Source organism: Liquorilactobacillus nagelii DSM 13675, assembly GCF_019444005.1.
GTDB classification, from domain to species: domain Bacteria; phylum Bacillota; class Bacilli; order Lactobacillales; family Lactobacillaceae; genus Liquorilactobacillus; species Liquorilactobacillus nagelii.
Genome location: NZ_CP049304.1, coordinates 988,943 through 1,015,649, shown reverse-complemented (window position 1 = coordinate 1,015,649; position 26,707 = coordinate 988,943). Strand labels below are relative to the sequence as shown.

33 protein-coding genes are annotated in these 26,707 nt (G+C 35.2%); 25 read left to right on the top strand and 8 right to left on the bottom strand.

Annotated elements, in window-relative coordinates; genetic code table 11:
* Window positions 1-14 precede the first annotated feature (14 nt).
* The 15 genes from G6O73_RS05325 to G6O73_RS05255 all read left to right on the top strand — a co-directional run bounded on the left by G6O73_RS05325 (window position 15) and on the right by G6O73_RS05255 (window position 13,301).
* The gene (locus G6O73_RS05325; protein WP_057885636.1) at window positions 15-1,088 is read left to right on the top strand and encodes an NAD-dependent epimerase/dehydratase family protein; all 1,074 of its coding nucleotides are present in this window, start codon (window positions 15-17) and stop codon (window positions 1,086-1,088) included.
* Entirely contained in the window at window positions 1,078-2,073 is a 996-nt protein-coding gene (locus tag G6O73_RS05320) for a glycosyltransferase family 2 protein (RefSeq protein WP_057885637.1), read from the top strand. Before G6O73_RS05325 ends, G6O73_RS05320 begins: the two co-directional genes overlap by 11 nt.
* Window positions 2,074-2,124: 51 nt before the next feature.
* Entirely contained in the window at window positions 2,125-3,462 is a 1,338-nt protein-coding gene (locus tag G6O73_RS05315; RefSeq protein ID WP_336512543.1) for an O-antigen polymerase, read from the top strand.
* Window positions 3,463-3,674: 212 nt separating this feature from the next.
* Complete coding sequence (gene glf, locus G6O73_RS05310; RefSeq protein ID WP_219935220.1) at window positions 3,675-4,787, top strand: UDP-galactopyranose mutase; 1,113 nt, start codon at window positions 3,675-3,677, stop codon at window positions 4,785-4,787.
* Window positions 4,788-4,863: 76 nt separating this feature from the next.
* Window positions 4,864-5,733, top strand: a complete 870-nt coding sequence (rfbA, locus tag G6O73_RS05305; RefSeq protein WP_057886717.1) for a glucose-1-phosphate thymidylyltransferase RfbA — start codon at window positions 4,864-4,866, stop codon at window positions 5,731-5,733.
* 15 nt (window positions 5,734-5,748) lie between these two features.
* On the top strand, window positions 5,749-6,318 hold the full coding sequence (gene rfbC, locus G6O73_RS05300; protein WP_057886716.1) for a dTDP-4-dehydrorhamnose 3,5-epimerase: 570 nt from the start codon (window positions 5,749-5,751) through the stop codon (window positions 6,316-6,318).
* Window positions 6,318-7,301, top strand: coding sequence for a dTDP-glucose 4,6-dehydratase (gene rfbB / locus G6O73_RS05295; protein WP_057886715.1), 984 nt, complete (start codon window positions 6,318-6,320; stop codon window positions 7,299-7,301). The genes rfbC and rfbB overlap by 1 nt, the downstream gene beginning before the upstream one ends.
* A gap of 82 nt (window positions 7,302-7,383) precedes the next feature.
* The gene (gene rfbD, locus G6O73_RS05290) at window positions 7,384-8,226 is read left to right on the top strand and encodes a dTDP-4-dehydrorhamnose reductase (RefSeq protein WP_057886714.1); all 843 of its coding nucleotides are present in this window, start codon (window positions 7,384-7,386) and stop codon (window positions 8,224-8,226) included.
* 209 nt (window positions 8,227-8,435) lie between these two features.
* Window positions 8,436-8,744 carry a helix-turn-helix domain-containing protein gene (locus tag G6O73_RS05285; protein ID WP_057886713.1) on the top strand — a complete coding sequence of 103 codons (309 nt, stop codon included), beginning with the start codon at window positions 8,436-8,438 and terminating at the stop codon, window positions 8,742-8,744.
* A complete protein-coding gene (locus G6O73_RS05280; protein ID WP_162254614.1) occupies window positions 8,674-9,429 on the top strand; it encodes a trehalose repressor in 756 nt (251 codons plus the stop codon). Before G6O73_RS05285 ends, G6O73_RS05280 begins: the two co-directional genes overlap by 71 nt.
* 47 nt (window positions 9,430-9,476) lie before the next feature.
* Window positions 9,477-9,671 carry a PTS sugar transporter subunit IIB gene (locus G6O73_RS05275; protein WP_057886711.1) on the top strand — a complete coding sequence of 65 codons (195 nt, stop codon included), beginning with the start codon at window positions 9,477-9,479 and terminating at the stop codon, window positions 9,669-9,671.
* A complete protein-coding gene (locus G6O73_RS05270) occupies window positions 9,658-9,960 on the top strand; it encodes a hypothetical protein (protein ID WP_057886710.1) in 303 nt (100 codons plus the stop codon). The genes G6O73_RS05275 and G6O73_RS05270 overlap by 14 nt, the downstream gene beginning before the upstream one ends.
* A complete protein-coding gene (locus tag G6O73_RS05265; protein WP_057886709.1) occupies window positions 9,926-10,885 on the top strand; it encodes a glucose PTS transporter subunit IIA in 960 nt (319 codons plus the stop codon). The genes G6O73_RS05270 and G6O73_RS05265 overlap by 35 nt, the downstream gene beginning before the upstream one ends.
* A gap of 26 nt (window positions 10,886-10,911) precedes the next feature.
* Entirely contained in the window at window positions 10,912-11,832 is a 921-nt protein-coding gene (locus tag G6O73_RS05260) for an alpha/beta hydrolase (RefSeq protein WP_057886708.1), read from the top strand.
* Complete coding sequence (locus G6O73_RS05255) at window positions 11,829-13,301, top strand: sucrose-6-phosphate hydrolase (protein WP_057886707.1); 1,473 nt, start codon at window positions 11,829-11,831, stop codon at window positions 13,299-13,301. The genes G6O73_RS05260 and G6O73_RS05255 overlap by 4 nt, the downstream gene beginning before the upstream one ends.
* A 464-nt stretch (window positions 13,302-13,765) precedes the next feature.
* Here G6O73_RS05255 and G6O73_RS05250 read toward each other — a convergent pair whose 3' ends face one another.
* Together G6O73_RS05250 and G6O73_RS05245 are read right to left on the bottom strand one after the other, a co-directional pair.
* On the bottom strand, window positions 13,766-15,001 hold the full coding sequence (locus G6O73_RS05250; RefSeq protein WP_057886705.1) for a zinc-binding dehydrogenase: 1,236 nt from the start codon (window positions 14,999-15,001) through the stop codon (window positions 13,766-13,768).
* Window positions 15,002-15,107: 106 nt separating this feature from the next.
* Entirely contained in the window at window positions 15,108-16,082 is a 975-nt protein-coding gene (locus G6O73_RS05245; protein WP_057886704.1) for a sugar-binding transcriptional regulator, read from the bottom strand.
* A 150-nt stretch (window positions 16,083-16,232) separates the two neighbouring features.
* On the opposite strand from G6O73_RS05245, the gene G6O73_RS05240 reads away from it, so the two are divergent.
* From G6O73_RS05240 to G6O73_RS05210, 7 genes are read left to right on the top strand one after another with little or no spacing between them, the layout of a single operon-like run.
* Window positions 16,233-17,033: an SDR family oxidoreductase gene (locus G6O73_RS05240; RefSeq protein ID WP_057886703.1), complete on the top strand. Its 801-nt coding sequence runs from the start codon at window positions 16,233-16,235 to the stop codon at window positions 17,031-17,033.
* A gap of 38 nt (window positions 17,034-17,071) precedes the next feature.
* Window positions 17,072-17,488 carry a PTS sugar transporter subunit IIA gene (locus tag G6O73_RS05235; RefSeq protein WP_057886702.1) on the top strand — a complete coding sequence of 139 codons (417 nt, stop codon included), beginning with the start codon at window positions 17,072-17,074 and terminating at the stop codon, window positions 17,486-17,488.
* Window positions 17,488-17,979, top strand: coding sequence for a mannose/fructose/sorbose PTS transporter subunit IIB (locus G6O73_RS05230; protein WP_057886701.1), 492 nt, complete (start codon window positions 17,488-17,490; stop codon window positions 17,977-17,979). Before G6O73_RS05235 ends, G6O73_RS05230 begins: the two co-directional genes overlap by 1 nt.
* Before the next feature lie 12 nt (window positions 17,980-17,991).
* The gene (locus tag G6O73_RS05225) at window positions 17,992-18,804 is read left to right on the top strand and encodes a PTS mannose/fructose/sorbose transporter subunit IIC (protein WP_057886700.1); all 813 of its coding nucleotides are present in this window, start codon (window positions 17,992-17,994) and stop codon (window positions 18,802-18,804) included.
* Between the two features lie 18 nt (window positions 18,805-18,822).
* Entirely contained in the window at window positions 18,823-19,659 is an 837-nt protein-coding gene (locus tag G6O73_RS05220) for a PTS system mannose/fructose/sorbose family transporter subunit IID (RefSeq protein ID WP_057886699.1), read from the top strand.
* Window positions 19,660-19,685: 26 nt separating this feature from the next.
* Window positions 19,686-19,844 carry a hypothetical protein gene (locus G6O73_RS05215; RefSeq protein WP_157056713.1) on the top strand — a complete coding sequence of 53 codons (159 nt, stop codon included), beginning with the start codon at window positions 19,686-19,688 and terminating at the stop codon, window positions 19,842-19,844.
* A gap of 12 nt (window positions 19,845-19,856) precedes the next feature.
* Window positions 19,857-20,780 (top strand): class II fructose-bisphosphate aldolase, encoded by a 924-nt coding sequence (locus G6O73_RS05210; protein WP_057886698.1) that lies wholly within the window; start codon window positions 19,857-19,859, stop codon window positions 20,778-20,780.
* Between the two features lie 279 nt (window positions 20,781-21,059).
* Here G6O73_RS05210 and G6O73_RS05205 read toward each other — a convergent pair whose 3' ends face one another.
* From G6O73_RS05205 to G6O73_RS12775, 6 genes are all read right to left on the bottom strand, one after another.
* Window positions 21,060-21,296 (bottom strand): hypothetical protein, encoded by a 237-nt coding sequence (locus G6O73_RS05205; RefSeq protein WP_148126588.1) that lies wholly within the window; start codon window positions 21,294-21,296, stop codon window positions 21,060-21,062.
* Between the two features lie 109 nt (window positions 21,297-21,405).
* Window positions 21,406-21,660 carry a Txe/YoeB family addiction module toxin gene (locus tag G6O73_RS05200; protein ID WP_057886697.1) on the bottom strand — a complete coding sequence of 85 codons (255 nt, stop codon included), beginning with the start codon at window positions 21,658-21,660 and terminating at the stop codon, window positions 21,406-21,408.
* Between the two features lie 3 nt (window positions 21,661-21,663).
* Window positions 21,664-21,942, bottom strand: coding sequence for a type II toxin-antitoxin system RelB/DinJ family antitoxin (locus G6O73_RS05195; RefSeq protein WP_057886696.1), 279 nt, complete (start codon window positions 21,940-21,942; stop codon window positions 21,664-21,666).
* A gap of 314 nt (window positions 21,943-22,256) precedes the next feature.
* Window positions 22,257-23,240, bottom strand: a complete 984-nt coding sequence (locus tag G6O73_RS05190; protein ID WP_057886695.1) for a glucose PTS transporter subunit IIA — start codon at window positions 23,238-23,240, stop codon at window positions 22,257-22,259.
* Window positions 23,167-24,030, bottom strand: coding sequence for a PTS transporter subunit EIIC (locus tag G6O73_RS05185; protein WP_057886694.1), 864 nt, complete (start codon window positions 24,028-24,030; stop codon window positions 23,167-23,169). Before G6O73_RS05185 ends, G6O73_RS05190 begins: the two co-directional genes overlap by 74 nt.
* Window positions 24,031-24,032: 2 nt before the next feature.
* On the bottom strand, window positions 24,033-24,122 hold the full coding sequence (locus G6O73_RS12775; RefSeq protein ID WP_235805098.1) for a PTS transporter subunit EIIB: 90 nt from the start codon (window positions 24,120-24,122) through the stop codon (window positions 24,033-24,035).
* 248 nt (window positions 24,123-24,370) lie between these two features.
* Here G6O73_RS12775 and G6O73_RS05180 point away from each other — a divergent pair, with 248 nt between their 5' ends.
* From G6O73_RS05180 to G6O73_RS05170, 3 genes are read left to right on the top strand one after another with little or no spacing between them, the layout of a single operon-like run.
* Window positions 24,371-25,024: a ribulose-phosphate 3-epimerase gene (locus G6O73_RS05180; protein WP_057886693.1), complete on the top strand. Its 654-nt coding sequence runs from the start codon at window positions 24,371-24,373 to the stop codon at window positions 25,022-25,024.
* Window positions 25,024-25,536, top strand: a complete 513-nt coding sequence (gene rpiB, locus G6O73_RS05175; protein WP_057886692.1) for a ribose 5-phosphate isomerase B — start codon at window positions 25,024-25,026, stop codon at window positions 25,534-25,536. Before G6O73_RS05180 ends, rpiB begins: the two co-directional genes overlap by 1 nt.
* A gap of 13 nt (window positions 25,537-25,549) precedes the next feature.
* Complete coding sequence (locus tag G6O73_RS05170; RefSeq protein ID WP_057886691.1) at window positions 25,550-26,563, top strand: LacI family DNA-binding transcriptional regulator; 1,014 nt, start codon at window positions 25,550-25,552, stop codon at window positions 26,561-26,563.
* Window positions 26,564-26,707: the final 144 nt, after the last annotated feature.

The window sequence follows — 26,707 nt, the reverse complement described above, 5'->3', positions numbered from 1 at the left end:
ATAGGAGTACTTTTATGGAATTGGTTGAAATAAATTTATATAGAAAAGATCTATCGACAGTAACAGAACTTGATTTACCATGGGAAAATTTAAAGAACAAAACTGTATTAATAACTGGTGCTACTGGTTTAATTGGTACATTTTTAATTGATTGTTTAATGAAAAAAAACAGTGAAGATAATTTAAATTGCAAAGTATTAGCTGTAGGCAGAACTTTGAAAAAAGCAGAGTTAAGATTTAGTTCATATTGGGAAAATGAAAACTTTTCATTTATAAAATCTGATATATCAAAAGAAATCATTAAATGCAATGAAAAAGTAAATTATTTAATACATGCGGCAAGTAATACTCATCCAAGGGCTTACTCAACTGATCCTATTGGAACTATAACAACAAATGTAATTGGAACTAATAATTTATTAAAATTTAGTGCAGAAAAAAAAGTTGATAGATTTCTATTTGCATCTTCAGTTGAAGTATATGGAGAAAATAAGGGAGATACTAGGTTATTTAATGAGAAGTATCTGGGATATATTGATTGTAATACTTTAAGAGCAGGTTATCCTGAAAGTAAACGTGTTGGAGAGTCACTGTGTCAAGCTTATTTGAAACAAATGGGTCAAGATTTTGTAATTACAAGGCTTGCAAGAACGTATGGACCAACTATGTTGAAATCCGATTCAAAGGCCATATCTCAATTTATAAAAAATGGTGTCAATAATGAAAATGTAGTTCTTAAAAGTTCAGGTGAGCAGCTGTATTCATATTGTTATGTTGCTGATGCAGTAAGAGGAATATTATACTGTTTGTTAAAGGGAACAAGTGGTGAGGCTTATAATATTGCAAATTTGAAAAGCAACATTACGTTAAAAGAGCTTGCTGAGAACATTGCAAAGATAAATAATAAAAGTGTTGTATATAATTTACCTGACAGTGTTGAACTTCAAGGATTTTCTAAAGCAACAAAAGCATTATTAGATGAGAGTAAATTAAGAAAAATTGGATATACTCCTATATTTGACATTAAATTAGGTTTGAAACATACTATTGAAATTTTAAAAGAAAGGAGAAGAATTAATGGGGAGTGATGGAAAGACTTGTTTAATTTTAATGGCAACCTATAATGGTGAAGAGTATATATCTGAACAGCTTGAAAGCATTCGAAATCAAACTCATTCGAATTGGAAGTTATTAATTAGGGATGATAATTCAAGTGATAAAACTATAGATATCATAAAAAAGTATCAAAAAATAGATGGTAGGATATCATTAGTAAAAAACAACGATGGGGAGCATGGAGCTTTCGTTAATTTCCATGAACTCATTATACTCGCAAAAAAGATGCAGTCATTTGATTACTATGCTCTTTCGGATCAAGATGATGTTTGGAATGAAGATAAACTAGAAAAATTAATTGTTTTTCTAGAAAGCAAAAATAAAATGCCTTTACTAGTTTATAGTGACTTTAGCATTATTAATGAAACTGGTTCTTTGGTTTTGAAAAGTATGAATAAAAAAATTAATTTGAATTTTGGTAATCCTATTAATGTTTTTTTTTCACATGAGTATATGTGGGGATGCACATGTATGTTTAATTATTTGTTGTTAAGAAGGCTTCCTGAAATTTCATCAGAAAAAGTAAGGAAAAGAAATGCATTTATACATGATGGTAATCTACTTAAATTTGCTGTTATATATGGGCAAGCATTCTTTTTTGATGAAGCTCTTGTAAATTATAGACGTCATAGCAGTAATGCTTCTGGTGATCAACAATTTAAAAATGGATTTGGCAATGCTGTAAGAAAAGTTTTTATGGGTTATACAAGTTTGTGTAAAACTAGAGCCATTGTTTTAAGCCAAACACTCACAACTTTAGACTTATCTTTAGAATCTAAATGTGCTGTTTTAGATGTTATTGAGATGAAACGCAAAATATTGAAAGGAAGTATTTTTTTGACTATATATATGTTAAAAAAAAGAGTTAAAAGAAATCATTTTTTTAAAACTTGTGCTTTGTATGCTACATGTTTTTTTAACGGATATCAAAAATATCTTTTTGATTTTAAAAAATAATTTTTTGGGGGGATTATCATATATACATATCTTTTTTTTATAGAAATTTTATTGTTGCTTTGTATAGTTCTGTATGTAAAAAAAGGTGATTTTGTTTTCCCAGTATCTATTGTTTTGGAAAGTTTTTTAATAAGCATGGTTATAGTTTTGCTTCAAATTAATCAATGGGATGCATATATCTCCTTAAAAACTTTTTCTGTTCTTTCTGTTGGTGTTATTTCTTACACAACAGTTGGTTTAATTTGCAGTGAAAATTTCAAGTTTGATAGAGTAGGGAATATTCCTGAAAAAAAAGAATACAGACCGCCATATATAAATGCTCGAATTACGATAGCTGTTATTATTATAGAAATACTATTAACTTTTAAAATATATATAGACGTGCGGCAAAGCTCGTTAAGCATTGGTGGTTTTTCAAACTTTTCTGAAATGATTGGTAAGTATAGGAATGGTTCCTCCTTGGGGTATTTGCAAGAATCAATATCAAATATTTCAAAATATGGACTAATGTCGATATTTTCTATTGCGTATATATACATATATATACTAATTTTAAATATATTTCAAAAGGGGAAAAATAAAATTTCACTTTTGAATTGTTTTTTAAGTATTTTACCTGTTTTAATAGCATCTTTTTGCTCTATTCTTATTGGATCTAGAAGTAATATCCTAAATTTCGTTTTTGCAGCACTTGTTTTATATTACATTCTTTTCAATAAAGACAAAAAAAACACTTTTTCATTAAAAGAAATTAAATTGCTTATGAAGTATCTTATTGTTTTTTTGATTGTAATCCTCGCTTTTTCCAGTATAAGAACTTTAGTTGGAAGAACAAGTGAGTATGGATTTATTGATTATATTTCTAAATATATTGGGGCACCTATAAAACTTTTTGATATGTATTTAAATAATCCAAGTCTTAATATTGTAGCTAATCCACAATCTAGCAATATTGTATGGGGGCAAGAAACTTTTAAAAACTTTTGGCGAGGTTGGGGGTCTATTACAAATAATAACGATTTAAATTCACTTATTGTTAATAAGGAATGGAGAATGTTTAATGGATTTTCTTTAGGAAATATTTATACTGCTTTTAGAGTGTACTATAATGATTTCGGCTTAATAGGGGTTGTTCTACTTTCTGCCTTACACTCTAGTATTTTTTGCGTGTATTATAATTTTATACTAAATAAAGTTAGATTTATGAAAAAAAATAAAATTTGTTTCTCGGTTTTGTTTTATATGTTTATATGCAATGCTCTTTTCGAATATTCGAGTGATGATATTCTATTTCAAATTGATTTTTCCTTTGTGACTCTTGAATATATGTTTCTATTTGTTTTATTTGACTTTTTATTAGTAAGATTATCGAATATAAAGATGAAATAGCTTTCATTTGTATTTAGTTTGAGTAATTTGTCATAATCTAAAACAAGATATAATGGCTATATCATAATGTAGAGTCAAACTAATTTATAGTAAAGATGTTTTCAATTGGAGAATTATTTTAGAAGATTCAATAAAAATTATACATTTTTAATTAAACGATAAGCATAGAGAGGTAGTATTTTGTTTAGAATAAGTTTGAATGGAGATATAAAATGACAAATTACTTAATAGTAGGAGCTGGCTTATTCGGAGCGACTTTTGCCTATGAAGCGGCTAAACGCGGCAATCAAGTAAAGGTAATTGAAAAAAGAAATCATATTGCCGGTAATATTTACACTAAGGAAGTTGCCGGAATTCAAGTTCATCAATATGGAGCACATATCTTTCATACAGCTAATAAAAAGATTTGGAATTATGTTCATCAGTTTGCTGACTTTAATCGGTATACCAATACACCCGTTGCAAACTATCTTGGTGAAATTTATAACTTACCATTTAACATGAATACTTTCAATAAACTTTGGGGAGTAGTTACACCGCAAGAAGCTTTGGCTAAAATTGATGAACAGCGAGCTGTTTTACAGGGGAAAAAACCAGAAAATCTAGAAGAACAAGCCATTTCACTGGTTGGTACTGATATTTATCAAAAACTAATTAAAGGCTATACTGAAAAACAGTGGGGGCGCTCAGCTAAAGATTTACCAGCGTTTATCATTCGTCGCCTGCCGGTGCGTTTGACCTATGATAATAACTATTTTAATGATCCTTATCAAGGAATTCCGATTGGCGGTTATACTCAAATTGTTGAGAAGATGCTGAGTAGTGATTTAATCACGGTTGAGACTGGCATCGACTTCTTTAACAATCAGGATGAGTATCTTAAAAATTATGATAAAGTAGTGTTTACAGGGATGATTGATCAGTATTTTGATTACTGTTATGGTGAGCTTGAGTATCGTAGTTTGAAGTTTGAAACCGAAGAACTTGACCAAGATAATTTTCAAGGAAATGCAGTCGTGAATTATACTGATGCTAAAACGCCTTTTACTCGAATTATTGAGCACAAACATTTTGAGTTTGGTAAAGGCGATAAGAACAAAACAATTATTACCCGTGAGTATCCTAAAACTTGGCATCGTGGGGATGAACCGTATTATCCAGTCAATAACTCTGCTAATAATGCTTTATACAAAAAATACAAAGAGTTGGCCGATACAAAAGCCGATAATATCATTTTCGGTGGTCGATTAGGACAATATCGTTACTATAATATGGATCAAGTGATTGGTGCAGCTTTAGTAACGGTTGAAAAAGAATTGGATTAATTTTTTTGATTTACAATTTTGTCACATACATTTATGATGAAAATGTATGTTTATATCAAAATTAAAGGAGAAAATAATGAAAGGCATAATTTTAGCCGGTGGTAGTGGAACGCGTCTTTATCCGATTACCCGCGGTATTTCAAAACAATTGATTCCGGTTTATGATAAACCGATGATTTATTATCCGTTATCAACATTAATGTTAGCGGGAATTCAAGATATTTTAGTGATTTCAACCCCAGAATATACACCAATGTTTGAACAGTTATTGGGTGATGGTTCTGACTTTGGCATCAATTTAAGTTACGCTGTTCAAGCAAAGCCGAATGGATTGGCCGAAGCTTTTATTGTCGGTCGTGAATTTATCGGCAATGATTCAGTTTGTTTAATTTTAGGTGACAACATCTATTATGGCAGTGGCATGGCTGAGATGCTGCAAGATGCAGCTAAGCTAACTAGTGGCGCAACTGTTTTTGGTTATCATGTTAACGATCCAGAACGTTTTGGAGTAGTTGAATTTGATCAGCAGATGCAGGCCGTTTCATTAGAAGAAAAACCGGCTCATCCTAAAAGCAATTATGCGGTTACCGGACTTTATTTTTATGATAATCGGGTAGTCGACTATGCTGCTAATCTTGAACCATCAGCTCGCGGTGAATTAGAGATTACCGATCTGAATAAGATTTATTTGGCTAACGGTGATTTAAATGTTAAGTTGATGGGCCGTGGTTATGCCTGGTTAGATACTGGAACACATGATTCAATGTTGGAAGCTGCTAGTTTTATTGCTACGATTCAGAAGCGGCAAAATTTAAAAGTTGCTTGTTTAGAAGAAATTGCTTTCCGAATGGGGTATATTAATAGAGAACGGTTATTGGAACTTGCACAGTCAATGAAGAAAAATGACTACGGTCAGTACTTGATTCGGTTAGCAAAGCAAAATTAATAAGGAGTGGCAAAATTGAAAGTTATCTCAACTAATTTACAAGATGTAAGAATTGTCGAAACTGATGTTTTTGGTGATCATCGTGGCTTTTTTACCGAGACTTATACTAAAAACAAGTTCCATGAAGCAGGAATTGACATTGATTTTATTCAGGACAATCAGTCATTATCAGTTGAACCTGGTGTGCTACGGGGCATGCACTATCAATTAGCACCGCATTCACAGACTAAGTTATTACGGGCTGTTACTGGAGTGATCTATGATGTCTTGGTTGATATTCGCAAGGGCTCACCGACTTATGGTAAGTGGGAAGGCTACCTGCTTAGTGAATATAATCATCGTCAATTACTGGTTCCTAAGGGTTTTGCCCATGGCTTTGTAACCTTGACCCCGAATGTTAACGTTGCCTACAAAGTTGATGGCTACTATGCTCCAGAAGCTGATGGCGGAATTGCGTTTGATGATCCTGAGATTGGGATTAAGTGGCCAATGCCATTGGATCATTTAATCTTATCTGAAAAAGACAAGCATCATCCAAACTTGAAAGATGCTGACTTGAACTTTGTTTATGGGGAGGAAATGTAATGAATTTATTAGTCACTGGTGGTGCTGGTTTTATCGGTAGCAACTTTGTCCATTACATGCTGGATAAATACGCTGATTTGCAGATTGTTGATTTGGACTTATTGACTTATGCCGGCAATATTCATAACTTAGATGATTTAAAAGATAATCCGCGCCATACTTTTGTTCAAGGCAACATTGTCAATCGGGAATTAGTAGCTTATTTGATTAAGCAGTATCAGATTGATGCGATTATCAACTTTGCGGCTGAAAGCCATGTTGACCGTTCAATTTTGCATCCAGAGGTCTTTGTTGAAACTAATGTTCAAGGTACTTTAGCCTTGTTGGATACTGCCAAAAAACTAAGGGTTGGCAAATACTTGCAAGTTTCAACCGATGAAGTTTATGGTACTTTGGGTCAGGAGGGCTACTTCAAAGAAACCACTTCCTTGGCACCAAATTCACCGTATTCAGCCAGCAAAGCTTCAGCTGATTTATTAGTGCGGGCTTACTTTGAGACTTATGGTATGAATGTTAATATTACTCGCTGTTCCAATAACTATGGACCTTATCAATTTCCTGAGAAGTTGATTCCGTTGATGACTTCAAATGGCATGGATGGCAAGAAGTTACCAATTTACGGTGATGGCAAGAATATTCGCGACTGGCTGCATGTTTCTGATCATTGCAAAGCAATTGACTTAGTCTTGCATCAGGGTCAGCCGGGTGAAGTATACAATGTTGGCGGCCATAATGAACATACGAATAACGAAATTGTTCACTTGATTATTGACCAATTAGGTTTGAGTGAAAATGAAATTGAATATGTTAAAGATCGTTTAGGTCATGATCGCCGTTACGCAATTGATCCAACCAAGATTGAAACTGAATTGGGTTGGAAACCAGAATATACTTTTGAACGCGGCATCAAAGAAACGGTTGATTGGTATCGGAATAATGAAGCTTGGTGGCGTCCATTAAAAGAACGTGCCGCTTTGAAATAAAGATATTTTGGGGCAAGCGGAGCTGTTGTTGATCAGCAGACCGGTTGCTTTTTATTAGTAAAGCAAAATGGAGGAAAATAACGTGAAAATTTTAATTACCGGCGGCAATGGTCAGTTGGGACAAGAATTACAGCATTTGTTTGATGAACGTCAGGTAGCTTATCAAGCCGCAGATGTTAAGGAATTGGATATTACTAATGCTGAACAAGTAGAGAGTTATTTTGCAGCTCATCGACCAGAAGTTGTTTATCATTGTGCGGCTTATACCGCAGTTGATAAAGCAGAGGGCGAAGGCCAAAAAGTTGATGAATTGGTTAATGCAGTTGGTACAAAGATTATCGCGCAAGCTTGTGCCAAGTATGATGCATTATTGATTTATGTCAGCACCGATTATGTTTTTGATGGCACCCGCACTAGTGGAGAGTATTTACCAGATGATCCTAAAGGTCCCCGGAATGAATACGGCCGGACTAAGCTATTAGGCGAACAAGCAGTTCAAAAGTATTGTACTAAATACTACATTGTCCGGACAGCTTGGGTTTATGGACAGTGGGGGCATAACTTTGTCTACACAATGCTTAATCTGGCAAAAACACATGATCAATTAACCGTAGTGGCTGATCAGGTTGGCCGCCCAACTTGGACGCGGACACTGGCAGAATTTTTAACCTATTTGGTAGAGCATCAAATCGCTTATGGGGTTTACCAATGCAGTAATGATGGTCAATGCTCATGGTATGAATTTGCCCAAGAGATCTTAAAAGATCAGCCGGTCAAGGTCTTGCCGGTGTCATCAGACGAATATCCGACGGCGGCTTTTCGCCCGCATTACTCAGTGATGCATTTGGCCAAGGAGACTGGTTTCAAGTTTCCTAAGTGGGAAGATGCGCTGCATGAATTTATGGGGCAGATTGAAGATAAGTAATTAGGTTGAGCTAATAATCTCTAGCGTAGACTGTGGGTTTTAGGTTCAGTGAATCAGCTGAAAGTGATTGGAATCAGTGTCATTACCACTGATTGAATTTATTTAGATATTTCGTTAAATTAAAACTAGCTATGTAAAAGTAGCTAGTTTTTATTTACCAGATTGCATCTGAAAAAATGTAATTACTTAAATTCAGGGAGAATTATTTAATGGCAACAATTGAAGATATTGCGAAACTTGCTAATGTTGCAAAAAGTACGGTATCACGCTATTTAAATGGGGGATATGTCAGCGATAAGACGAGAGCTAAAATTGATCGAATTATCCATGAGCAGCATTACACGCCAAATGCTTTCGCACGCAGTTTAAAAGCCAAGCAAACTTTTATTATCGGAACAGTGATTGCTCGTTTGGATTCAAGTTCGTTAATCCCAAGTATTGCGTGGATTGGATCAAAAACTACAAGAAGCAAAATACCAATTATTAATTGCCAATACCAATGGGAGCCAAGAGCGTGAAATTCAAAGTATGATTAACTTGGCTCACCAAAAAGTTGACGGCATTGTTTTATTGGCGACTCAAATAACACCGGAGCATTTACGAGTAATTAAGCAAATCGAAGTTCCAGTATTAGTTGTTGGTCAAGAATGTGAAATGACTTATAACTTGCTTAATGACAATCAAGCGGCCGCCTTTGAACTGGCTAAAAGAGTTCTAAAAACCAAGTATCAGCAAATAGCATATTTTGGAGTTTCCGAAACTGATCATGCAGTTGGTCGAGACCGCAAGCTTGGCTTAAAAAAAGCGTTAAAGGCAGTTTCAGAATGTAAGGTGACTTATTACGAAACTAGTTTTAATGCTGAAGCGGCTAAAGAAATTGCTTTAAATTCATTTGCTTCCGGCTGGCCTGACCTGGTAGTTTGTGCGACTGATAATATTGCTTTTGGAGTTCTTACCGCAGCTCAAGAACAGGGACTCAAGGTACCCCAAGATGTTGCGCTTACCGGATTTGGCGGTTATCCAATTGGTCAATTATTACATCCACGACTGATGACTGTTGATCTTCATTTTTTTGAAACTGGTTATCGAGCGGGCGATATGATGATCAATATTTTGCAGCACAAGCAAACTGAAAAAAGAATTGTCATGCCATATTCAATTGTTACTGGAGAAAGCGTTGACAAAGCAAGTCAAATAGATTAATCCATTTATAGGGAACCGGTTCCTTATAAAAGATGGAAGCTTATGCTATGAAAAATGAAAAGTTAGCACAAGATATTATTCAAAATGTTGGTGGTCGTGAGAACGTTAACTACTTAACTCACTGCGCTACCAGATTACGTTTTCGTTTACAGGATCCTGCTAAAGCCGATCTGGATGCATTGAAAAGTTTAAACGTTTTGCAGGTGGTCAATGCTTCGGGCCAGTTAGGTGATTGGACCTAATGTTGGTGATGTTTATGATGATGTTATGAAAGCTGGCAAATTTGATTTTGATTCTGATAGTGCAACTAATGAAGAGAAGCCCGATCAAAATACCGGAATAGTCGCCAAAGTATTTGACATCTTATCCGGCAGTTTTACCCCGTGGATTCCAGTTTTTTGTGGTTCTGGCCTGATTAAAGCCTTTTTATCAATTATGACAATGGTTGGCTGGGTTACTGATCGGCGGCTTTTGGATTCCAATCGTGGTCTTCGGCTTGCACTGGGCAATTATTCCAATCATTTTGTCTAATATCGCTACCAATGGCAGTGATCCAATCTTAGCCATTGCGCTGGGCAGTGTCTGGGCGGCATCTGGAGCTGGTTTAGGTGTTTTATTCAAAACTAAAAATGCTCAATTAAAAGAAATTGCGGCTTCTGGTTTAATTCCGGGACTTCTTTCTGGCGTAACCGAACCGATCATTTATGGTATTTTCTTTAGATATAAGCGTTCATTTGCCTATGCAATTGCGATGAGTGCTATTTCTGGTGTTATAGCTGGCGTGTTACAAGTTAAAGCGACCCAATTAGCCGGCGGAATTTTTACAATCCCAACTTTTAACCCAATTTGGGGATATGCTTTGTCAGCTGCAGTCGCCTTTTTCGGAACAGCTGCCTTGCATTGGATTTTTGGATTTGGGGAAGAACCCGAGTTAGCATCAGGAAAAGCGGAACAAAAAGGTTCATCCGAGGAAGACTTTAAGACGACAAATGTTGATACAGTTATTACCAGTCCTGTTGCAGGTGCAGTTGTTCCAGTTAAAGACATTAATGATTCGGTATTCAGTTCGGAAGCGATGGGAGCTACTGTGGCAGTTGACCCAAGCTCAAATGTTGTCAAAGCTCCTTTTTCTGGAAAAGTTGTCAAGGTATTTCCAACTCTCCATGCAATTGGCTTGCTGTCAGATGGTGGGGTTGAAGTTCTAATTCATATTGGGCTTGATACCGTTAATTTAAATGGTGAAGGCTTCACATCACATGTGAAGGATAATCAAAAAGTTACAGCAGGGCAGGATTTGATTAGTTTTGATGTTGAGCAGATTAAAGCAAAAGGTTACGATCCAGTAGTTTTAATCATTGTTACGAATCAAAATGAGCAACAACATCTAAAGAAGTATGCAGTTTCAAATGAGCAGGTGACTGCCGGAAACAAGTTACTGGAGATTAACAATAAGTAACGGCAATAAGGAGAGGAAGAAAAATTATGCTAGAAGTTACTCGACGTTTGAATGACCGGGCATCTTTAACTTTATACATGTTAGATCGAAAAATTTCTTATCAGGTATTTAAAGATCATCCAACTTTGATTGTTTGTCCCGGGGGTTCTTACTTGTTTAGAGCAAAAAAAGAGAGCGAACCGATTGCGTTAACTTTCTTGGCTCGCGGCTATAATGTCGTTTTGTTGAACTATAGCACGTATTTTTTAGAACGAGTTGATTTAAAAAGTGCCAAACCAAAAACTGATGCAAAATCACATTATCCACGCCAATTAAGGGAACTAGTTCAAGCCTTAAAAGTGCTAAAGGAATTGTCTGCGGAATATAAGATTGATCTTACACGCTTATTTTTACTCGGATTTTCTGCGGGTGGACATCTCGCGGCATCGTATGCCGTTCATTGGAATAATCATCAATATCTGGCGAGGATTGGAATTGATGTCAGTGACTGTATAAAATTGCAAGGCTTGTTATTAGCTTATCCGATGTTGACTGGTGAATTAGGAGATGTGATTCGCCACGGGCAAAAAAATGCCAGCATTATGGAGCAGCTGCCTTATTTAAATTCTGCAATTTATGGCTGCCAACAACCAACTCAAGCGCAAAAAGCTGAGTTGAATTTAGTTCAGCAAGTAAATGCAAATGTTCCGCCAACTTTTTTGTGGCAGTCTTTGCAAGATGAGGTTACCTCAGTTGAAGATTCATTGGCATGGGTAACGAAATTAACGAAGTTAGGTGTTGAGTGCGAAAGCCATTTCTTTGGTTCAGGCAAACATGGTATGGGTCTAGCAAATGACATTGCGGCTAAAACCAGTGCCGATGAAGATGCTGCTTGTTCTAAATGGGTAGAATTGGCCGATCTTTGGTTGAGACGACATGATTCAATCACAGGAGGGCTTGATCGATGACGCTAGACAATCATTTATTGCGCGACCTAACTGTGACTGAAAAAGAGCTGTGGGATGAAAAAATAAAGCAAATAGCAACCCAGCGTAGTTTACGGCAAGTATTTCATATTGAAGCACCAATTGGTTTTTTAGGCGATCCAAATGGCTTTAGCTTTTTTCAGGGAGAATGGTATTTGTTTCACCAATGGATTCCTAGAAGGACCAAAAATAAAATGGTTTATTGGCGTGGATTAACGTCCAAAGATCTGGTTCACTGGAAAAGCTTGCCAATGACAATCGATCCGGATACAAAGTTTGACAGTCATGGGGCGTATTCTGGCAGTGCTTGGGTAAATCAGGGGCAACTAGAATTTTTTTATACCGGCAATGTCCGCAACCAAGAAAATGAACGTGAAGCATATCAGATACGGGCTACTATGGATGGAAAAGTAATTAAAAAGGCTGCAATCCCAGCAATTATGCAGCCACCTGCTGGTTATACAATGAATTTTCGGGACCCTAAAGTCTGGCAACACGCTGGAAAAACCTATGCAATTATTGGAACGCAAACCAAAGATAAAGCTGGTCGGGCGATAATCTATGAAGCTTCGGCTGACTTAAAAGCATGGCAAGTTAAAGAAGTTTTGCAACCATTTGACCATGATATTGGCTATATGTGGGAGTGTCCTAACTTTTTTGAACTTGATGGTTCACAAGTTTTGATCTTTTGTCCACAAGGAGCAACCCAAAAAGATTTAGAATATCATACACTTTTCCCTAATGCATTTGTAATTGGACCAAAGTGGTCTGGTGATGGTTCTGAATGGAAACTAAAGCAACCTAAGCTCGCTTTGGTTGATCAAGGTTTTGAATGTTATGCTTCTCAAATTGTTCAGGCGGCCGGTCGGACAATTATCATTAGTTGGATGGGACCAAGTAAAACTCCGCTGCCAACTGATAAGCTTGGTTGGGGTGGCTGTTTAAGTTTGCCACGCGAATTGTCAATAAAAGATGGGGAGCTTTACCAAAAACTAGTTCGAGAATTAACTAGCTTGTTTGGAACAGCACACGTCATTGATATCGAACATTCACCTAGCTTTAAAGCGACAACAGCTAGTCATTTTCAAGTCACATTCAAGGGCACTGGTCACATTCAGTGGAACGTCAGAGCACAAGCAAACAATCCCGGCCTGGTGATTAAAGTTGATTTAAGAAAGCATGCCTTGGAAGTTGATCGGCAAGCGGTTTTCCCTCTAGTTGAGGGAGCAAAAACGGAGCGTGATACGCATCGAAAATTGCAATACAGCTCAGACGGCAAAGTCTTAGAGTTGGAAGTCTGGCTTGATCACACCTCGTTTGAAGTTTTTGTAAATCAAGGTCGATCTGTTTTAAGTGGTCGGCTCTTTACAACCGAGACTGCTCAAAATTGTAATTTTAAGATCGAGGGGAATGTCACAGTTACCGGAGAATGGCACGAAATTGTTAAATGATTCAGTTAAGCTGACATTTTAGGTGCGCTGGTGGAAGTCTGAAGGTTCTCTTATTGCAGGCCTTTTTGTTGTAGGGGCTGTTTTTTTAAAAACTAAAATTTTAATTTATAGTACAAAAAGAATGTTACTATTTAAAAAAAGCATTGCTGAAAGTGAGTCACTAAGGTTATACTTTTTGGCTAACTTTGGTCAGATTGATATTTGAGTTAATCTAATTTATGGAATGGTTAAAAGTAGGTAATCTATGAGGATAGGTCGTTTCTTTATGTCGTTTGGTAATATTAATTAAAGCAATAATTTTTGTGTGGTATGGATTAGCAAAATGTTAACTAAACTCAGTGATAATTCAAAAAATAAAGTAAAATGACCAGTTGATCTTAAAGTATTTCAAGATTAACTGGTCATTTTTATGAAAGTCGATTATTAGTAGTTTGAATTAGTATGGACTATGTTTCAGTTATTCATTAGATATCAGGCATGGTTTCTAAAATCCACTTTTCAGCTTCTGGAGACCATAACCCATTATGCTTAGCTAGAATTTTCCCGAGTTCTGAATCTGGAGCTACTTTGGCCAATTCAATTCTATCAAATTTTTTCCCTGGATAAGTTAATTTTTTTCCACCACCAATTTCTGGTTGGCTTAAAGTAGTTTCAGCCGCAGCATTTAGGCCAAGAACGTGGGTAATAACTTTTGCAACATTCATGGTGCCTCTTGCAATCATCTCAGCTGCCTGAGCTTCATTTTGAGCATTACCGCCAGAAGTCCCAGTAACATGAGTGAAATTATAATGAACATCATAAAAATTTAGGCTAGCCGCAAAGTCTTTTTTCACCGGACCAGCAAATTGATTCAAGCAGCCATCTGGATTTAGAATTTGTCCAGCCAGTTCAACAAGTGGAGCTACACTAATCATTGAGAAAATATCATCGTAACCAGTATTGTCTACGGCTTTGAGCAACAATTCTTTTTGTTCGGAGATTGATAGATTATTAACATTTAAAAAGACCATTTTTACTTCATCAGAAGGATAAAGTCTTTTAGCGTAATCTAACTTTTCTTGATTAAGATCGGTTACGACTAAGGTTTTGGGTTTTGTATCAGCGTGAATTGCATAATCAATCGCTAGCAATCCCATCGGGCCAGTTCCACCTAGCATGAGTAAATTGCCCCCCTCTTTAATACCCATTTTATGATCGTAGGTGTGAGGGATTAGATGAAATTGGGCATCAAATGCGGCTATGACACAACTTAGTGGTTCACATAAGGATCCTTCATAATAAGCGGCACCATGAAAAGCTACTAAACAGTTTAATTCCATAACTTCTTTAGGGATAATTACGTAAGTAGCATCTCCACCAATATTTGGATAAGAGTATCCTGGAACAAATGGAGTATCATCACGAGCAAGATTAGGCTGAATGACATAATCATCTCCAGCAGTGAATTTATCTTGCCAATTTTTTCCAACTTGAATAATTTTTCCAGCGAATTCGTGACCAATCATAATTGGATTATCGGACAATTCATCAGGAGTTTTTTTATGATCTTCAGCTTCTTGAGCAAGCTTCCAAGAAGACATACACATTGTATCTGATACCACTGTAGCTAAAATCTCGTCATCTGAAATTTCTGGTAATTCAAATCGATCAATTTTTAGATCCTTTTTTCCATAAAGTCGCAAAGCTGTTGTTTTAACCAATTTATGCACCTCCAAGTTTTTTTGTAAGCGTTTAGCACATCTCACAAATGATACTAACATGAGAATTTGTTTATCGCTACAAAAACAAGGACAAAATCATGATTTATCACATTTGTGATTTTTCCAACTCTTCTTTGATCTTAATGGCAGTTAAATCAGTTGTAATTAAAGTATTGATTATTCCTGTCCTTAAAGCACCGATGATTGATTTGATTTTTAGATTTCCTTCAGCGATGGCAATAGTGTTAGGAACGTTCATTAAATCTGATAACTTTAAAGAAATGATATTCGCAGAAAAATCGACAATTCTTCCGTCATAATCAAAAGGTTGGGACAAAATATCGCCAACGCCACCACTAGTTTTGAATTCATTTTCAAAACTAGTATCTTTATAAAAAGCTTTCCAGCGCGATTGATTAGTAATTAAGTCACTTCCGATTCCTACAATCGCTACATCGAGTTTATTCCATTTTTGAACCACTGATTGGTTATTGGGATTATTGAGCAATTCTTGCATAACTTCTTTAGAGCTGACAATCGCTGGAGCTTCTAGTGTTGATTTATTTGCCGACAACTTTTGTGAAAGTTTGATGACGATTGTATTAGCATGGTAGTCATTCGGCAATTTTCCCAGCGGACCAGCAATTAGTGGAATGACTGTCGTATTTTTTAAATGATGCTCGGAAGAAACTTTTTTAACGGTGCCAGCAACAGTTTTTCCCCAAGAAAGTCCAATTGTCATATTTGAATGAAATAATTTTTCCAAGTATTTTGCAGAAATAGTTCCCAAACTTTCAAGTACATTTTGTTCATAGACATTGGTGGGGACGATCAGTGCATCCTTTAGATTGAATTTTTCAATAAAGAAGTGTTCCAAAGTACTAATATCTTGCATTCCATCGTTGATTGTAAATTTTACAATTCCGAGTTTTCGAGCTTCCTTTAAGAGACGGCTGATTTCGGTACGATGCATGTGAATTGTTTCGCTTATTTGCTGTTGAGTCATATTTTTTTCGTAATACATTTTAGAAACTGCTATTAGTTGGGATAAATATTTAGAGGTGTTTTTCTTATCATTCATTTTAATTCTCCTTAAATATATTTTCTTTATTATACCATTTTCACATATGTGAAAGAAATAGAAAATTTACTTTTCTTGATATTTATTTGATATAATCCATTTGTAAGCGTTAGCAATCTCAAACATTAACTAATGTGAGGAGAATATCTTATGACAGATTGGATGGATATAAAAGATAAAGTTTTTATTGTAACTGGAGGATCGTCAGGAATTGGTAATGCGATTGTAACTGAGCTACTCAGTCAAGGAGCTAAAGTTGTTAATGCTGACTTGAACTCATCCAAATTAAAAAGTGAACAATTGTTGGATGTTCAGACTAATTTAACTGACAAGGAAATGGTTGATCATGTTATTGAAAAGGCACTTGAACGTTTTGGAAAAATTGATGGTTTAGTTAATAATGCTGGTATCAATTTACCTCGGTTGTTGGTTGATTCTAAGCAGACAGCTAGTAAATTTGAGTTAGGTCTTAATGATTTTCAAAAAATGTTTGCTGTAAATGTTCAAAGCATGTTTTTGATGTCTCAGGCAGTTGCACGTATCCTAGTTAAACAAAAAAGAGGAGTCATTGTTAATATGTCCTCTGAAGCTGGCTTGGAAGGATCAGAGGGTCAAAGTGTTTACTCAGCAACAAAGGGGGCGATAAATGGTTTTACTCGTTCATGGTCTAAGGAGTTAGGTCACTATAATATTAGAGTTGTAGGTGTTGCCCCAGGAATTATGGAAGCAACTGGTTTGCGGACACTAGCTTATGAAGAAGCTTTGGCATATTCAAGAAATAAAACAGTTGAACAGTTGCGGGCGGGTTATAGTAATACATCAACAATTCCTTTAGGACGTAGTGGAAAATTATCTGAGGTTGCTGATTTGGTTAGTTATCTATTATCAGATCGTTCTAGTTACATTACAGGCGTAACAATCAATGTTGCTGGAGGTAAAACCCGCGGATAAATTCTGCAATGTCTCTTAATAATTAAGGAGGAATTTTTTTGAAAGTTATTTTAGTTGGACATGCAAACACAGCAGTTTCAATGAAACAAGCCATTGAAATGATTTATGGTGAAGCACCAGATATATATACGTTAACGTTTAGTCCTAAAGAAGGATTAGCGGATTTAAAAGTTAAGTTGGAAAAACAAATAGCTGGATTTGAGGATGATCAAGTTTTGGTAGTAACAGACTTATTCTCAGGAACACCATATAATGCAGCTGCAACCTTAGCAATTAGTGGAAAGGTCACAGATGTTATTGCAGGAATGTCACTGCCAATTTGTTTAGAAATTGTTCCACTAATACAATCAGCAACAGTTGAACAAGTTGTAACAACAGTCATGCAGAATTATCAGAACTACACAAAAGCTTTCAGTGTTATATCTAAAAAAGATCTGGAGGAGGATGATTTATAATGATTATCAAATTAGCAAGAATTGATGACCGTTTAATTCATGGACAGGTAACGACGGTTTGGTCAAAAGAGGCGAATGCCGAAAGAATTATTGTTGTTAGCGAGGAGGTTTCAAATGATACTGTTCGCAAAACACTATTGAAACAAGCAGCACCCCCGGGAACCAAGGTTAACATTGTTGATGTTAAGAAAGCAGTTTTAGTATACAATAATCCGAAATATGAACAAACAACTGTTTTCTACTTATTTACGAATCCCACTGAGGTACTTGAACTGGTGAAGGCTGGTGTGCCACTAAAATCAATTAATATTGGTGGTATGCGTTTTGAAGATGGAAAAACGCAAATTTCTAAATCAATTTCAGTAACTAACCAAGATGTTAAAGCATTTCGAGAATTAGCTGATTTAGGAGTTGAATTAGACTTAAGAGTTGTAAAAACAGATTCAAAACAGAATATTCTGAAATTGATTGATGATAAGTTCAAAAATTAGGAGGTGGCTTTAATGTCTGCTTTACAAATTGTTTTAGTATTTATCTGGTCGTCGATTACTGGAGCTGGAAGTGTCTTAGACGAATTTCAAACACATCGACCTTTGATTGCTTGTTCAGTGATGGGAATCATTCTGGGTGATCCAACAAAAGGTTTGATTTTGGGAGGCACCCTAGAATTAATTGCCTTGGGGTGGATGAATATTGGGGCAGCCCAATCGCCTGATTCAGCTTTAGCAAGCACAATTTCAACAATTTTAGTAATTGTTGGTGGTCAAAGTATCGATAAAGGAATCGCGATTGCTTTACCAGTGGCTGCTGCTGGTCAAGTCTTAACGGTTATTGCAAGAACAATTACGGTTGCTTTTCAACATGCTGCGGATAAAGCTGCAGAAAATGCTGATTTACGGTTAATTGAGTGGTTGCATTTTTCAGCCTTAGCTGTTCAAGCGTTGCGTGTTTCAATTCCAACAACGATTGTTGCAGCGTTTGTTAGCCCACAAATGGTTCAAAACATGTTAAACGCCTTGCCACAAGTTGTAACCGGTGGCTTAGAAGTTGCAGGTGGTTTTATTGTAGCGGTTGGGTATGCAATGATCTTGAATATGATGTATATCAAATATTTAATGCCATTTTTCTACTTAGGTTTTGTTTTAGGTGGATATTTGAAGTTGAGTTTATTGGCCTTTGGGGTTGTCGGATTAGTATTAGCTATAATTTATGTTGAGTTGAATCCAAAGTATAGTCAAAATCATGCAACTGCTGCTAATCAGGCCGTTAGTCAAGGAAGCTCGGGAGAAATTCCAGACGATGAATTAGATGATTAATCAAGGGAGGGATGCACAATGGATAAGGATACAACTAGCAAAAAAATAACTAAAAAAGATTTTTTTCAGACATTTATTTTCGAGAATTTTCAGCAGGCTTCATTTAACTTTGAAAGAATTCATGCGCTTGCGTTCTGTGTAGATATGATTCCGACAATTAGGCGGGTATATAAGACAAAGGAAGAACGAGCGGCAGCTTTAAAGAGACATTTAACCTTTTTTAATGTTACTCCCGCTGTTTGTGGGCCAGTTGTTGGTGTAACAATGGCTTTGGAACAAGCAAGGGCAAATGGTGAAGATATTGATGAGGGTACAATTAATAGTTTTAAGATTGGCTTAATGGGACCACTTTGTGGAGTTGGTGATCCAATAATGTGGGGCACGCTAAGACCGATATTAGCGGCCTTGGGAGCAACAATGGCTTTAAAAGGTTCATGGCTTGGACCAATTATTTTCTTTCTAGCATTCAATACAGTTAGATTAGGTTTTAAATGGTATGGTTTAAAGATTGGCTTGGAAAAAGGATTGGGTGTTTTACAGGATTTATCAGGAAATTTATTGCAGAAGCTTTCTGAAGGTGCGACAGTCATGGGACTCTTTATCATGGGTGTTTTGGTTACAAAGTGGACGACTATAAATGTGCCAGTAGTTGTTTCCAAAACAACTGCAAATGGTAAGACAACAGTTACAACTGTACAAAATATTTTAGATGAACTCTGTCCAGGTTTATTAGCTTTGGGATTGACATTATTAATGATGTATTTATTAAGAAAAAAAGTAAATCCAATTGTGTTGATTTTTGCCTTATTTGCAGTTGGGATTTTGGGCTACGGTTTAAACATCTTCGGTAAATAAATTCAGTACAGATAGGACGATGCCGTATGCTAAGTTCAGGTATCTTAGAAATTGTAATTGGAGTACTTCTATTAATGTCAAGTTTCTTGGTTAAACGAAAAAATGCAGAAAAGAAAATTGATTTCCTCTATGTAATAGGTGGTTTAATCATTGTTTTAATTGGAATAAAGGATTTAATTTGGTAGGAGGAATTAATCATGGTTCTCGTGTCTTCAAAATATTTACTAGATCGTGCCTATCAGGAGCATTTTGCTATTGGAGCATTTAATGCGGGAAACAGTGAATTTGTGAAAAATATTATTACTGTTGCTGAGAACTTACAATCACCAGTGATTATTCAAATTTATCCCCTTGAATATGAACTAATGGGAAGCAAAATTATTAAATATGTACTAGAGGCAGCCAAAGTTTCCAATGTTCCAATTGCAGTTCATTTAGACCATGGTCGTGATCTTAATGATGTGTTACGTTCTAACAAAGATCAGTTAAACTCAGTTATGATTGATACATCAGCTGAAGAATTTGCTAAAAATGTTGCTGCAACGTCCGAAGTAGTCGATATTTGTCATCGATTGGGGATCGCAGTTGAAGCAGAATTAGGTAGTATTGGTAATCGATTTGCTAATGACAGCAGCAACATGGGCAGGATTTATACGGATCCTAATAGTGCTAAAGAATTTATTGAGCAAACAGAAGTTGATTTTTTGGCGGTTTCGATTGGAACCGTTCATGGACCATATCCTAGTGGTAAAAATGAAATAAGAATTGATATCTTAAAAGAAATCAATCGAGCTTTAAAAATTCCACTGGTTTTACATGGCGGGTCTAAAAATCCTGATCAAAAAATCAAAGAGGCAATTGAAAATGGAATTGCAAAAGTAAATATTTCAACAGATATCAAGTTACCATATTTTCATGCGATTAAGGATACTGTTATAGAAAAACCGACAGATTATGAACCATGGATTATGCTTAAGCAAGCAAATCAAATTCAAAAAGATATTTTGAAAGAAAAAATATTACTTTTTGGCAGTAACGGGAAAGCCAGTGAATATTTGAATGACTTTAGACACTTAAAACCATATTTCCCGTATGAGGGTGAAAAAGTTGAATTTTACTGATTAGTTTGTGGCTAGTAATGAATCCGATGTGTGCAGGTGAATAACTAAAAAACCAATAGAAAATCGACCCGAAACTCTCGAACTAATAGAATTCTGGGTCGATTTTTTTCTTTTAATATGATGAATAAAGTGTTTCTGCCACACTATATTGGTGGAGACAAGAAAGTCTCTAAAAAGCACAGAACCATTGATGTTAGGTGTGAAACATTAAAACACCCGCTAATAATTTATGTATTAGGGGGTGTTTTGTTTTTTGAAAACAATAGCTTGTAACTAAGTTCAGTTCTTTTTATGTTTAAAATAGGTAACTCCAGTGCTGATCCAAGCTACCAGACTAACAATTAGAAAAAGTAACAAAAATGAAGAACCAGTGTTAACATTTGTTCCATTAGCATTATTAGTTAGTTCAAACCATGTATTGGCAGTGCTTCCGCCATTTAGATAAACATACAAACTTAAAATTGAAAAAATAATTGCCACGACTAATGAAGAAGAGTAGGACTTTATTTTTGACATGTTAATTTCCACCTTTAGGTAAATTCATTCTGACCAGAATGCTTGAATTATATTCCTTAATAACGTTGGATTCAAGTGTTTTTGAAAGCATACTTAATTAAAGTGACCATTATTTATAATGATTTTTGCAGGCTACAATAACTAAATGATTATTGTTAATTGTATAAACTAAGCGATCCTTACTGTTAATTCTTCTTGACCAGCCATCTTGATATTTCAAACGCTCTGGTTTCCCAAAACCCAATTCTACACCATCTCTTTGAATAGATTTAATCAGATTATTGATTCGCCTTAAAGTTTTTCGATCTTCACTTTGCCAAGCAATATATTCATTCCAAGCCTCATCTAGAAATTCAATTGACATACTTTATTGTTCCTCATTGTCCAAAAGTTGATGGGGATGAACATTCTGACTGTTAGTTATTTTTTTGAAACGGCGATTAAGTTCTGCCTGATTGGCTTCACTATAAAATGGATCCTTAACCTCAAATGGTAAGCCACCTTCAGCAATACTTTTTTTAATAAAAATATTAATTGCCGTTGAAAGATTGAGACCTAAACTATCAAAGATTTCAGCAGCTTTTTTTTTATCTGCTGGACTAGTTTTGACAGAAATTGAAACTTTTTTTTCATCCGTATCTAACATGATTCTCACCTCATAGCTATAATAACATGAAATGGGTACGACGTATACTTATTAGATAGCTATTGTACATACTATGAATGCTTATTTTATGGCAGCTAATTGGCCATCGTAAAACTATGAAGAAAGAGGTTATGGATTCCCATGAAAATATGTGTATGAATCAATGTGTTTTGCCAGTTTAATTAGCACTTAAAAAAATACAAGGCCCGTTCTCGACTGGTGATCGAGAGCAGACCTTATTAGCATAAAATATCTACTTTTATGTTGTACTTCATAAATAAAGAGTACGTTTATAAAAACTCAGTTGTCATGAGTTAAACATTTACTGAGAGAATGTTTTCTCCGTGTTTGTGCATATTAGTATCTAATAGTTGAACTTCCTTATAGTTGTCAGTATTAGTTATTATGACAAACGTTGACAAATCATAACCTTTATTTTTTATTGCTTCCAAATCAAACGAAATTAATTTTTGTCCTTTAGTTACACTATCTCCTTGCTTAACGAAACTTTTGAATCCATTTCCATTCAACTTAACGGTGTCAATGCCAATATGGATCATTATTTCAGTTCCTTTGTTCGAAGTAATTCCAATTGCATGTCCTGTTTTAAAAAGCATTGTAACATTTCCATCAAATGGAGCATAGACGTTTCCATCACTAGGTTGTATTACCATTCCTTCACCCATAGATCCAGACGAAAATGCAGGATCTGTAGCTGTTGCAATATCATCAACAATTCCATCAATCGGTTGAGAAATTGTCTCATTGTCAATAGTTTTGATATTTCCATTTGAAATGTTTTTAACAACTTCTTTTTTTTCAGCTTCTTTTTCATTAATACCAATAATTAATGTAACAATACATCCGACAATAAAACAAATTGCTAATCCAATTACGTAATAGATAAAAGTGCTACCTACAAACGCTGGTAGTGTTGTTAATCCACCAAAGACGAAAGCAAAAGCTTTAACATGAAGTCCACCAATAAAGGCACCACCAATGGCACCACCGACAACAGCTCCAATTAAAGGCCGCTTATAGCGAATGCCAACTCCATAAATTGAAGGTTCTGTTATGCCGGCAAAAAGGATTGACAAAAGAGCCGACATTGAATAAGCTTTCATTTTTTTGTCATGTGTTCTCAAGAAAGTCCCTAAAGTAGCACCAGCCATTCCAAAATTTGCTGCGGCTGTTAATGGCACAATATAGTCAAATCCAAGCCGGCTAATGTTGTTGATCATTACTGGATTTACTGCCCATTGTAGACCGAAAATCACAAAAAATGTTCCAAATTCCACCAATAAATGCTCCAGCAATCCAACCGTTAGAATTTATCAGCCAATTAATAATGTTCGAAATTCCTTCACCGATATATACTCCAAATGGCCCGAATATTCCAGCTGTTAATGGAACCATCAAGAACAAAGAAATCAAAGGAACAAATAATAATTGTAGACTTTCAGGAATCCATTTTCTTAAATACTTTTCTAAATATGATAAACACCAAATAGCTAAAATTGCCGGAATAACGGTTGAAGTATACGTCATTAAAACGATCGGTATTCCGAAGAAATGGGCTATAACACCATTTCCATGGCTCCCCATCATATTAGTAAATTCTGGCATAATTAAAGAGCCCATAATTGCAGCTGCGACATACTTGTTAACCTTGAATTTTTCAGCTGATGTAATTGCTAATAGAATTGGAAGAAAATAAAAGACAGCGGTTGAAGCGACGGTTAATATATAATACGTATCTGAAGTTGTCGACAACCATTTAAATTGAGTTGCTAATAAAACTAAACCTCTAAAAACACCAGACCCAGCTAAAAGAGGCAATAACGGAGTGAATATTCCAGCTACGACATCCATAACTTTTAGAAACCAATTTGTGTTGTCAGAGACATTTTTATCTTCTTCTTGTTTATTTAAAGATGTGTTATCAATTAATTCGTCATAAATAGTAGGAACGTTCGGACCAATTACAACTTGGAATTGACCCGCTTTCTCAACAACACTTATAACGCCATTGAGGTCTTCAATTTCCTCTTTATTTTTTGAAGCTAGATTTGTATCACTTAAACGCATTCTTAAACGAGTACGCAGTGAGTTATGCTCACAATATTATTTTCACCACCGACTAAACTTAAGATTTTTTTCCCAAGATTATTTGAGTTCATTTTTTTCATCCTTTCAAAAAAAATTCGTGGTAAAACGTTTTCTCAATTATTAAATTAACACATTTTAAAATTTAGTCAAGATGTTTTTTTGATTTTTTTGAGTGTCATTTTATACGCTTGAAATCGCAGGCTTACATGATAATAACTTCAAATACTGTTTTAATGGCTATTGACAACTGAGAAGCATCTGTTATTATATGCCTGTGGTGAAAAAACGTTTTCTCAAAAAATTTTGGGAGGTGGAGTTTATGGAAAAATTACTTTGTCCATCACTTATGTGCGCTGATTTCACAAAACTACGTAGTGAAGTTTTATCTTTGGATGATGCAGGAATTGATTTATTTCACATGGATATTATGGATGGAATCTATGTGCCAAATCTTGCACTGGGGGTAGAAGATTTTGCGGCAGTTAGAAGTTTAACGAAAAAACCAATGGATGTACATTTGATGGTAAAATATCCAGAAAAATATATTGATTTATTCAAGCGATTGGGTGCTAATTTGATTTATTTCCATCCAGAAACTGCAAATATTTCAACATCATTGATTAGTAAAATTAAAAGTTCTGGAATGAAGGCCGGAATTGCGATTAGTCCCAATATTTCAATACCCTATGTTAAAGAATTATTGATTTCTGTTGACAACATTTTAATAATGACAGTTAATCCAGGTTTTAGTGGGGAACCATTTTTAAATTATACATTACCAAAAATAAAAGAGCTTTGTTCTTTAAAAGACAAATATCAATACAATGTTTTTGTTGATGGTGCAATTTCACCAGAAAAAGTTGAATCTCTGTCAAGAATTGGAGTCGATGGGTTTATCTTAGGGTCTTCTACACTGTTTGGAAAAGAAGAATCATATTCACAAATTGTAAAAAAGTTAAGGAGCTTGGGTTAATGAACAAGAAAAAAATTGCTTTTGGATCAGATCATGTTGGATTAGAATTAAAACCTGCTATTATAGAGTATGTAAAGGATCTTGGATATGAGGTCCACGATTTCGGTGCCTTCGAAAAGCAACGCACAGATTATCCAATCTACGGGAAAAAAGTGGCTGAAGAAGTAGCTAAAGGTAACTATGATTTGGGAATTGTAATGTGTGGAACTGGTATCGGAATTGGCTTAGCGGCTAATAAAGTTCCTGGCATTCGAGCGGCAATGGTAAGTGAGCCTTACTCAGCTGCATTTTCTAGACGTCATAATAACACTAATGTATTATCAATGGGTTCTCGAGTGGTAGGAGTTGAGTTAGCAAAAATGATTGTTAAGTCCTGGCTTGATGCTCAATTTGAAGGTGGACGTCATCAAAGAAGGATTGACGAGTTAGGTGCTGAAGATGAAAGAAATGATGAAAAGTTTAAATTGATCCTTAATTCAAAGGATAAAAAGTATCAAGACAATATCAATTAAGTTGGTGTTTTTTATGGAAAAGAAAGTAAATTCAATTAAAGATATCGCAAAAATAAGCGGATTTTCTATTTCGACTGTTTCGAAAGTTATTAACAATAAGGGCAGAGTTTCTGAACAAAACAGAAAAAAAATTTTGCAAATTGTCGAAAAATATCACTATGAAAGAAATAGTTTTGCGAGAGCTTTACGATTACAGCAATCAAATACAATTGGGATTATTACGCCTAACTTGAATAATTCTTTTTTTTCCAACTTAGTAGAAAACATTGAAAAGATTTTATTTTCTAATGGTTTTATTACCGTCATTTGTGATACTTCAATTGATAGTAAAAGGGAAGGTCAGTATTTAAAAAAATTAAAGTCTCAGCAAGTTGATGGTTTAATTGTAATTTCCGGCAGTCAAACTTTTGAAGATAACCAAATTTCTAATTTTAAACACGTTGTTTGCATCGACAGAGAGCCTGAGGACATTCAAAAATATTGTTATGTTGGATCAAATCATTATAGTGGAGCTAGAATTGCTACCCAAGAACTAATTAAAAAAGGCACGGTTCCGAGCCTCTTTATGTATGAATCTGACTCTTCACCGATAAAGGAAAGAATCAAGGGGTTCAGAGATACTTTAAAAGAAAATTCCTTAATAGAAGATAATTTGTCGCTAATTTCCCTTGAACAAACATTGGATGTTGATAAAACGAGATTTAAAATTAGGAAATACCTAAGAAGTTTACTTAATAAAAGGCAGGGGCCGCTGGGAATTTTTGCAACGAGTGACACACTGGCAGTAGATATTTTACTAGCTGCCAAGAGTATAAATTTAAATGTTCCGAATGATGTCAGAATTGTAGGATTTGATGATGCACCTATTGCGAGATATTGTTCTCCCGAATTGACAACTATTAGGCAAAACATTCAATCTATTTCAGAAGAAGCTGTTGAGATTTTAATTAGCAGCTTACAAGGCAAACAGTTGAAAAATAGATACAAAAAAATTGAAGTGGAGCTTATTGACAGAGGCACACTGTGATTATTAGGAAAGTACAAAAGAAAAAATAATTTTTATTACTGTAATTAAAATAGATAATTTTGACTCGTTTTCAAGTAGTACGAATAAATTAAATTGTTTAATTTGCAATTAATATTGGCATAGCTAGATTATTAAGGCTGTCTA

Bases quoted from the DNA above. Each gene is read 5' to 3' on its own strand.
- G6O73_RS05325 (WP_057885636.1), top strand. From the start codon at position 15: ATGGAATTGGTTGAAATAAATTTATATAGAAAAGATCTATCGACAGTA.
- G6O73_RS05320 (WP_057885637.1), top strand. From the start codon at position 1,078: ATGGGGAGTGATGGAAAGACTTGTTTAATTTTAATGGCAACCTATAAT.
- glf (WP_219935220.1), top strand. From the start codon at position 3,675: ATGACAAATTACTTAATAGTAGGAGCTGGCTTATTCGGAGCGACTTTT.
- rfbA (WP_057886717.1), top strand. From the start codon at position 4,864: ATGAAAGGCATAATTTTAGCCGGTGGTAGTGGAACGCGTCTTTATCCG.
- rfbB (WP_057886715.1), top strand. From the start codon at position 6,318: ATGAATTTATTAGTCACTGGTGGTGCTGGTTTTATCGGTAGCAACTTT.
- G6O73_RS05285 (WP_057886713.1), top strand. From the start codon at position 8,436: ATGGCAACAATTGAAGATATTGCGAAACTTGCTAATGTTGCAAAAAGT.
- G6O73_RS05275 (WP_057886711.1), top strand. From the start codon at position 9,477: ATGAAAAATGAAAAGTTAGCACAAGATATTATTCAAAATGTTGGTGGT.
- G6O73_RS05260 (WP_057886708.1), top strand. From the start codon at position 10,912: ATGCTAGAAGTTACTCGACGTTTGAATGACCGGGCATCTTTAACTTTA.
- G6O73_RS05255 (WP_057886707.1), top strand. From the start codon at position 11,829: ATGACGCTAGACAATCATTTATTGCGCGACCTAACTGTGACTGAAAAA.
- G6O73_RS05245 (WP_057886704.1), bottom strand. From the start codon at position 16,082: ATGAATGATAAGAAAAACACCTCTAAATATTTATCCCAACTAATAGCA.
- G6O73_RS05240 (WP_057886703.1), top strand. From the start codon at position 16,233: ATGACAGATTGGATGGATATAAAAGATAAAGTTTTTATTGTAACTGGA.
- G6O73_RS05230 (WP_057886701.1), top strand. From the start codon at position 17,488: ATGATTATCAAATTAGCAAGAATTGATGACCGTTTAATTCATGGACAG.
- G6O73_RS05225 (WP_057886700.1), top strand. From the start codon at position 17,992: ATGTCTGCTTTACAAATTGTTTTAGTATTTATCTGGTCGTCGATTACT.
- G6O73_RS05220 (WP_057886699.1), top strand. From the start codon at position 18,823: ATGGATAAGGATACAACTAGCAAAAAAATAACTAAAAAAGATTTTTTT.
- G6O73_RS05215 (WP_157056713.1), top strand. From the start codon at position 19,686: ATGCTAAGTTCAGGTATCTTAGAAATTGTAATTGGAGTACTTCTATTA.
- G6O73_RS05210 (WP_057886698.1), top strand. From the start codon at position 19,857: ATGGTTCTCGTGTCTTCAAAATATTTACTAGATCGTGCCTATCAGGAG.
- G6O73_RS05205 (WP_148126588.1), bottom strand. From the start codon at position 21,296: ATGTCAAAAATAAAGTCCTACTCTTCTTCATTAGTCGTGGCAATTATT.
- G6O73_RS05200 (WP_057886697.1), bottom strand. From the start codon at position 21,660: ATGTCAATTGAATTTCTAGATGAGGCTTGGAATGAATATATTGCTTGG.
- G6O73_RS05195 (WP_057886696.1), bottom strand. From the start codon at position 21,942: ATGTTAGATACGGATGAAAAAAAAGTTTCAATTTCTGTCAAAACTAGT.
- G6O73_RS05185 (WP_057886694.1), bottom strand. From the start codon at position 24,030: ATGCGTTTAAGTGATACAAATCTAGCTTCAAAAAATAAAGAGGAAATT.
- G6O73_RS12775 (WP_235805098.1), bottom strand. From the start codon at position 24,122: ATGAACTCAAATAATCTTGGGAAAAAAATCTTAAGTTTAGTCGGTGGT.
- G6O73_RS05180 (WP_057886693.1), top strand. From the start codon at position 24,371: ATGGAAAAATTACTTTGTCCATCACTTATGTGCGCTGATTTCACAAAA.
- rpiB (WP_057886692.1), top strand. From the start codon at position 25,024: ATGAACAAGAAAAAAATTGCTTTTGGATCAGATCATGTTGGATTAGAA.
- G6O73_RS05170 (WP_057886691.1), top strand. From the start codon at position 25,550: ATGGAAAAGAAAGTAAATTCAATTAAAGATATCGCAAAAATAAGCGGA.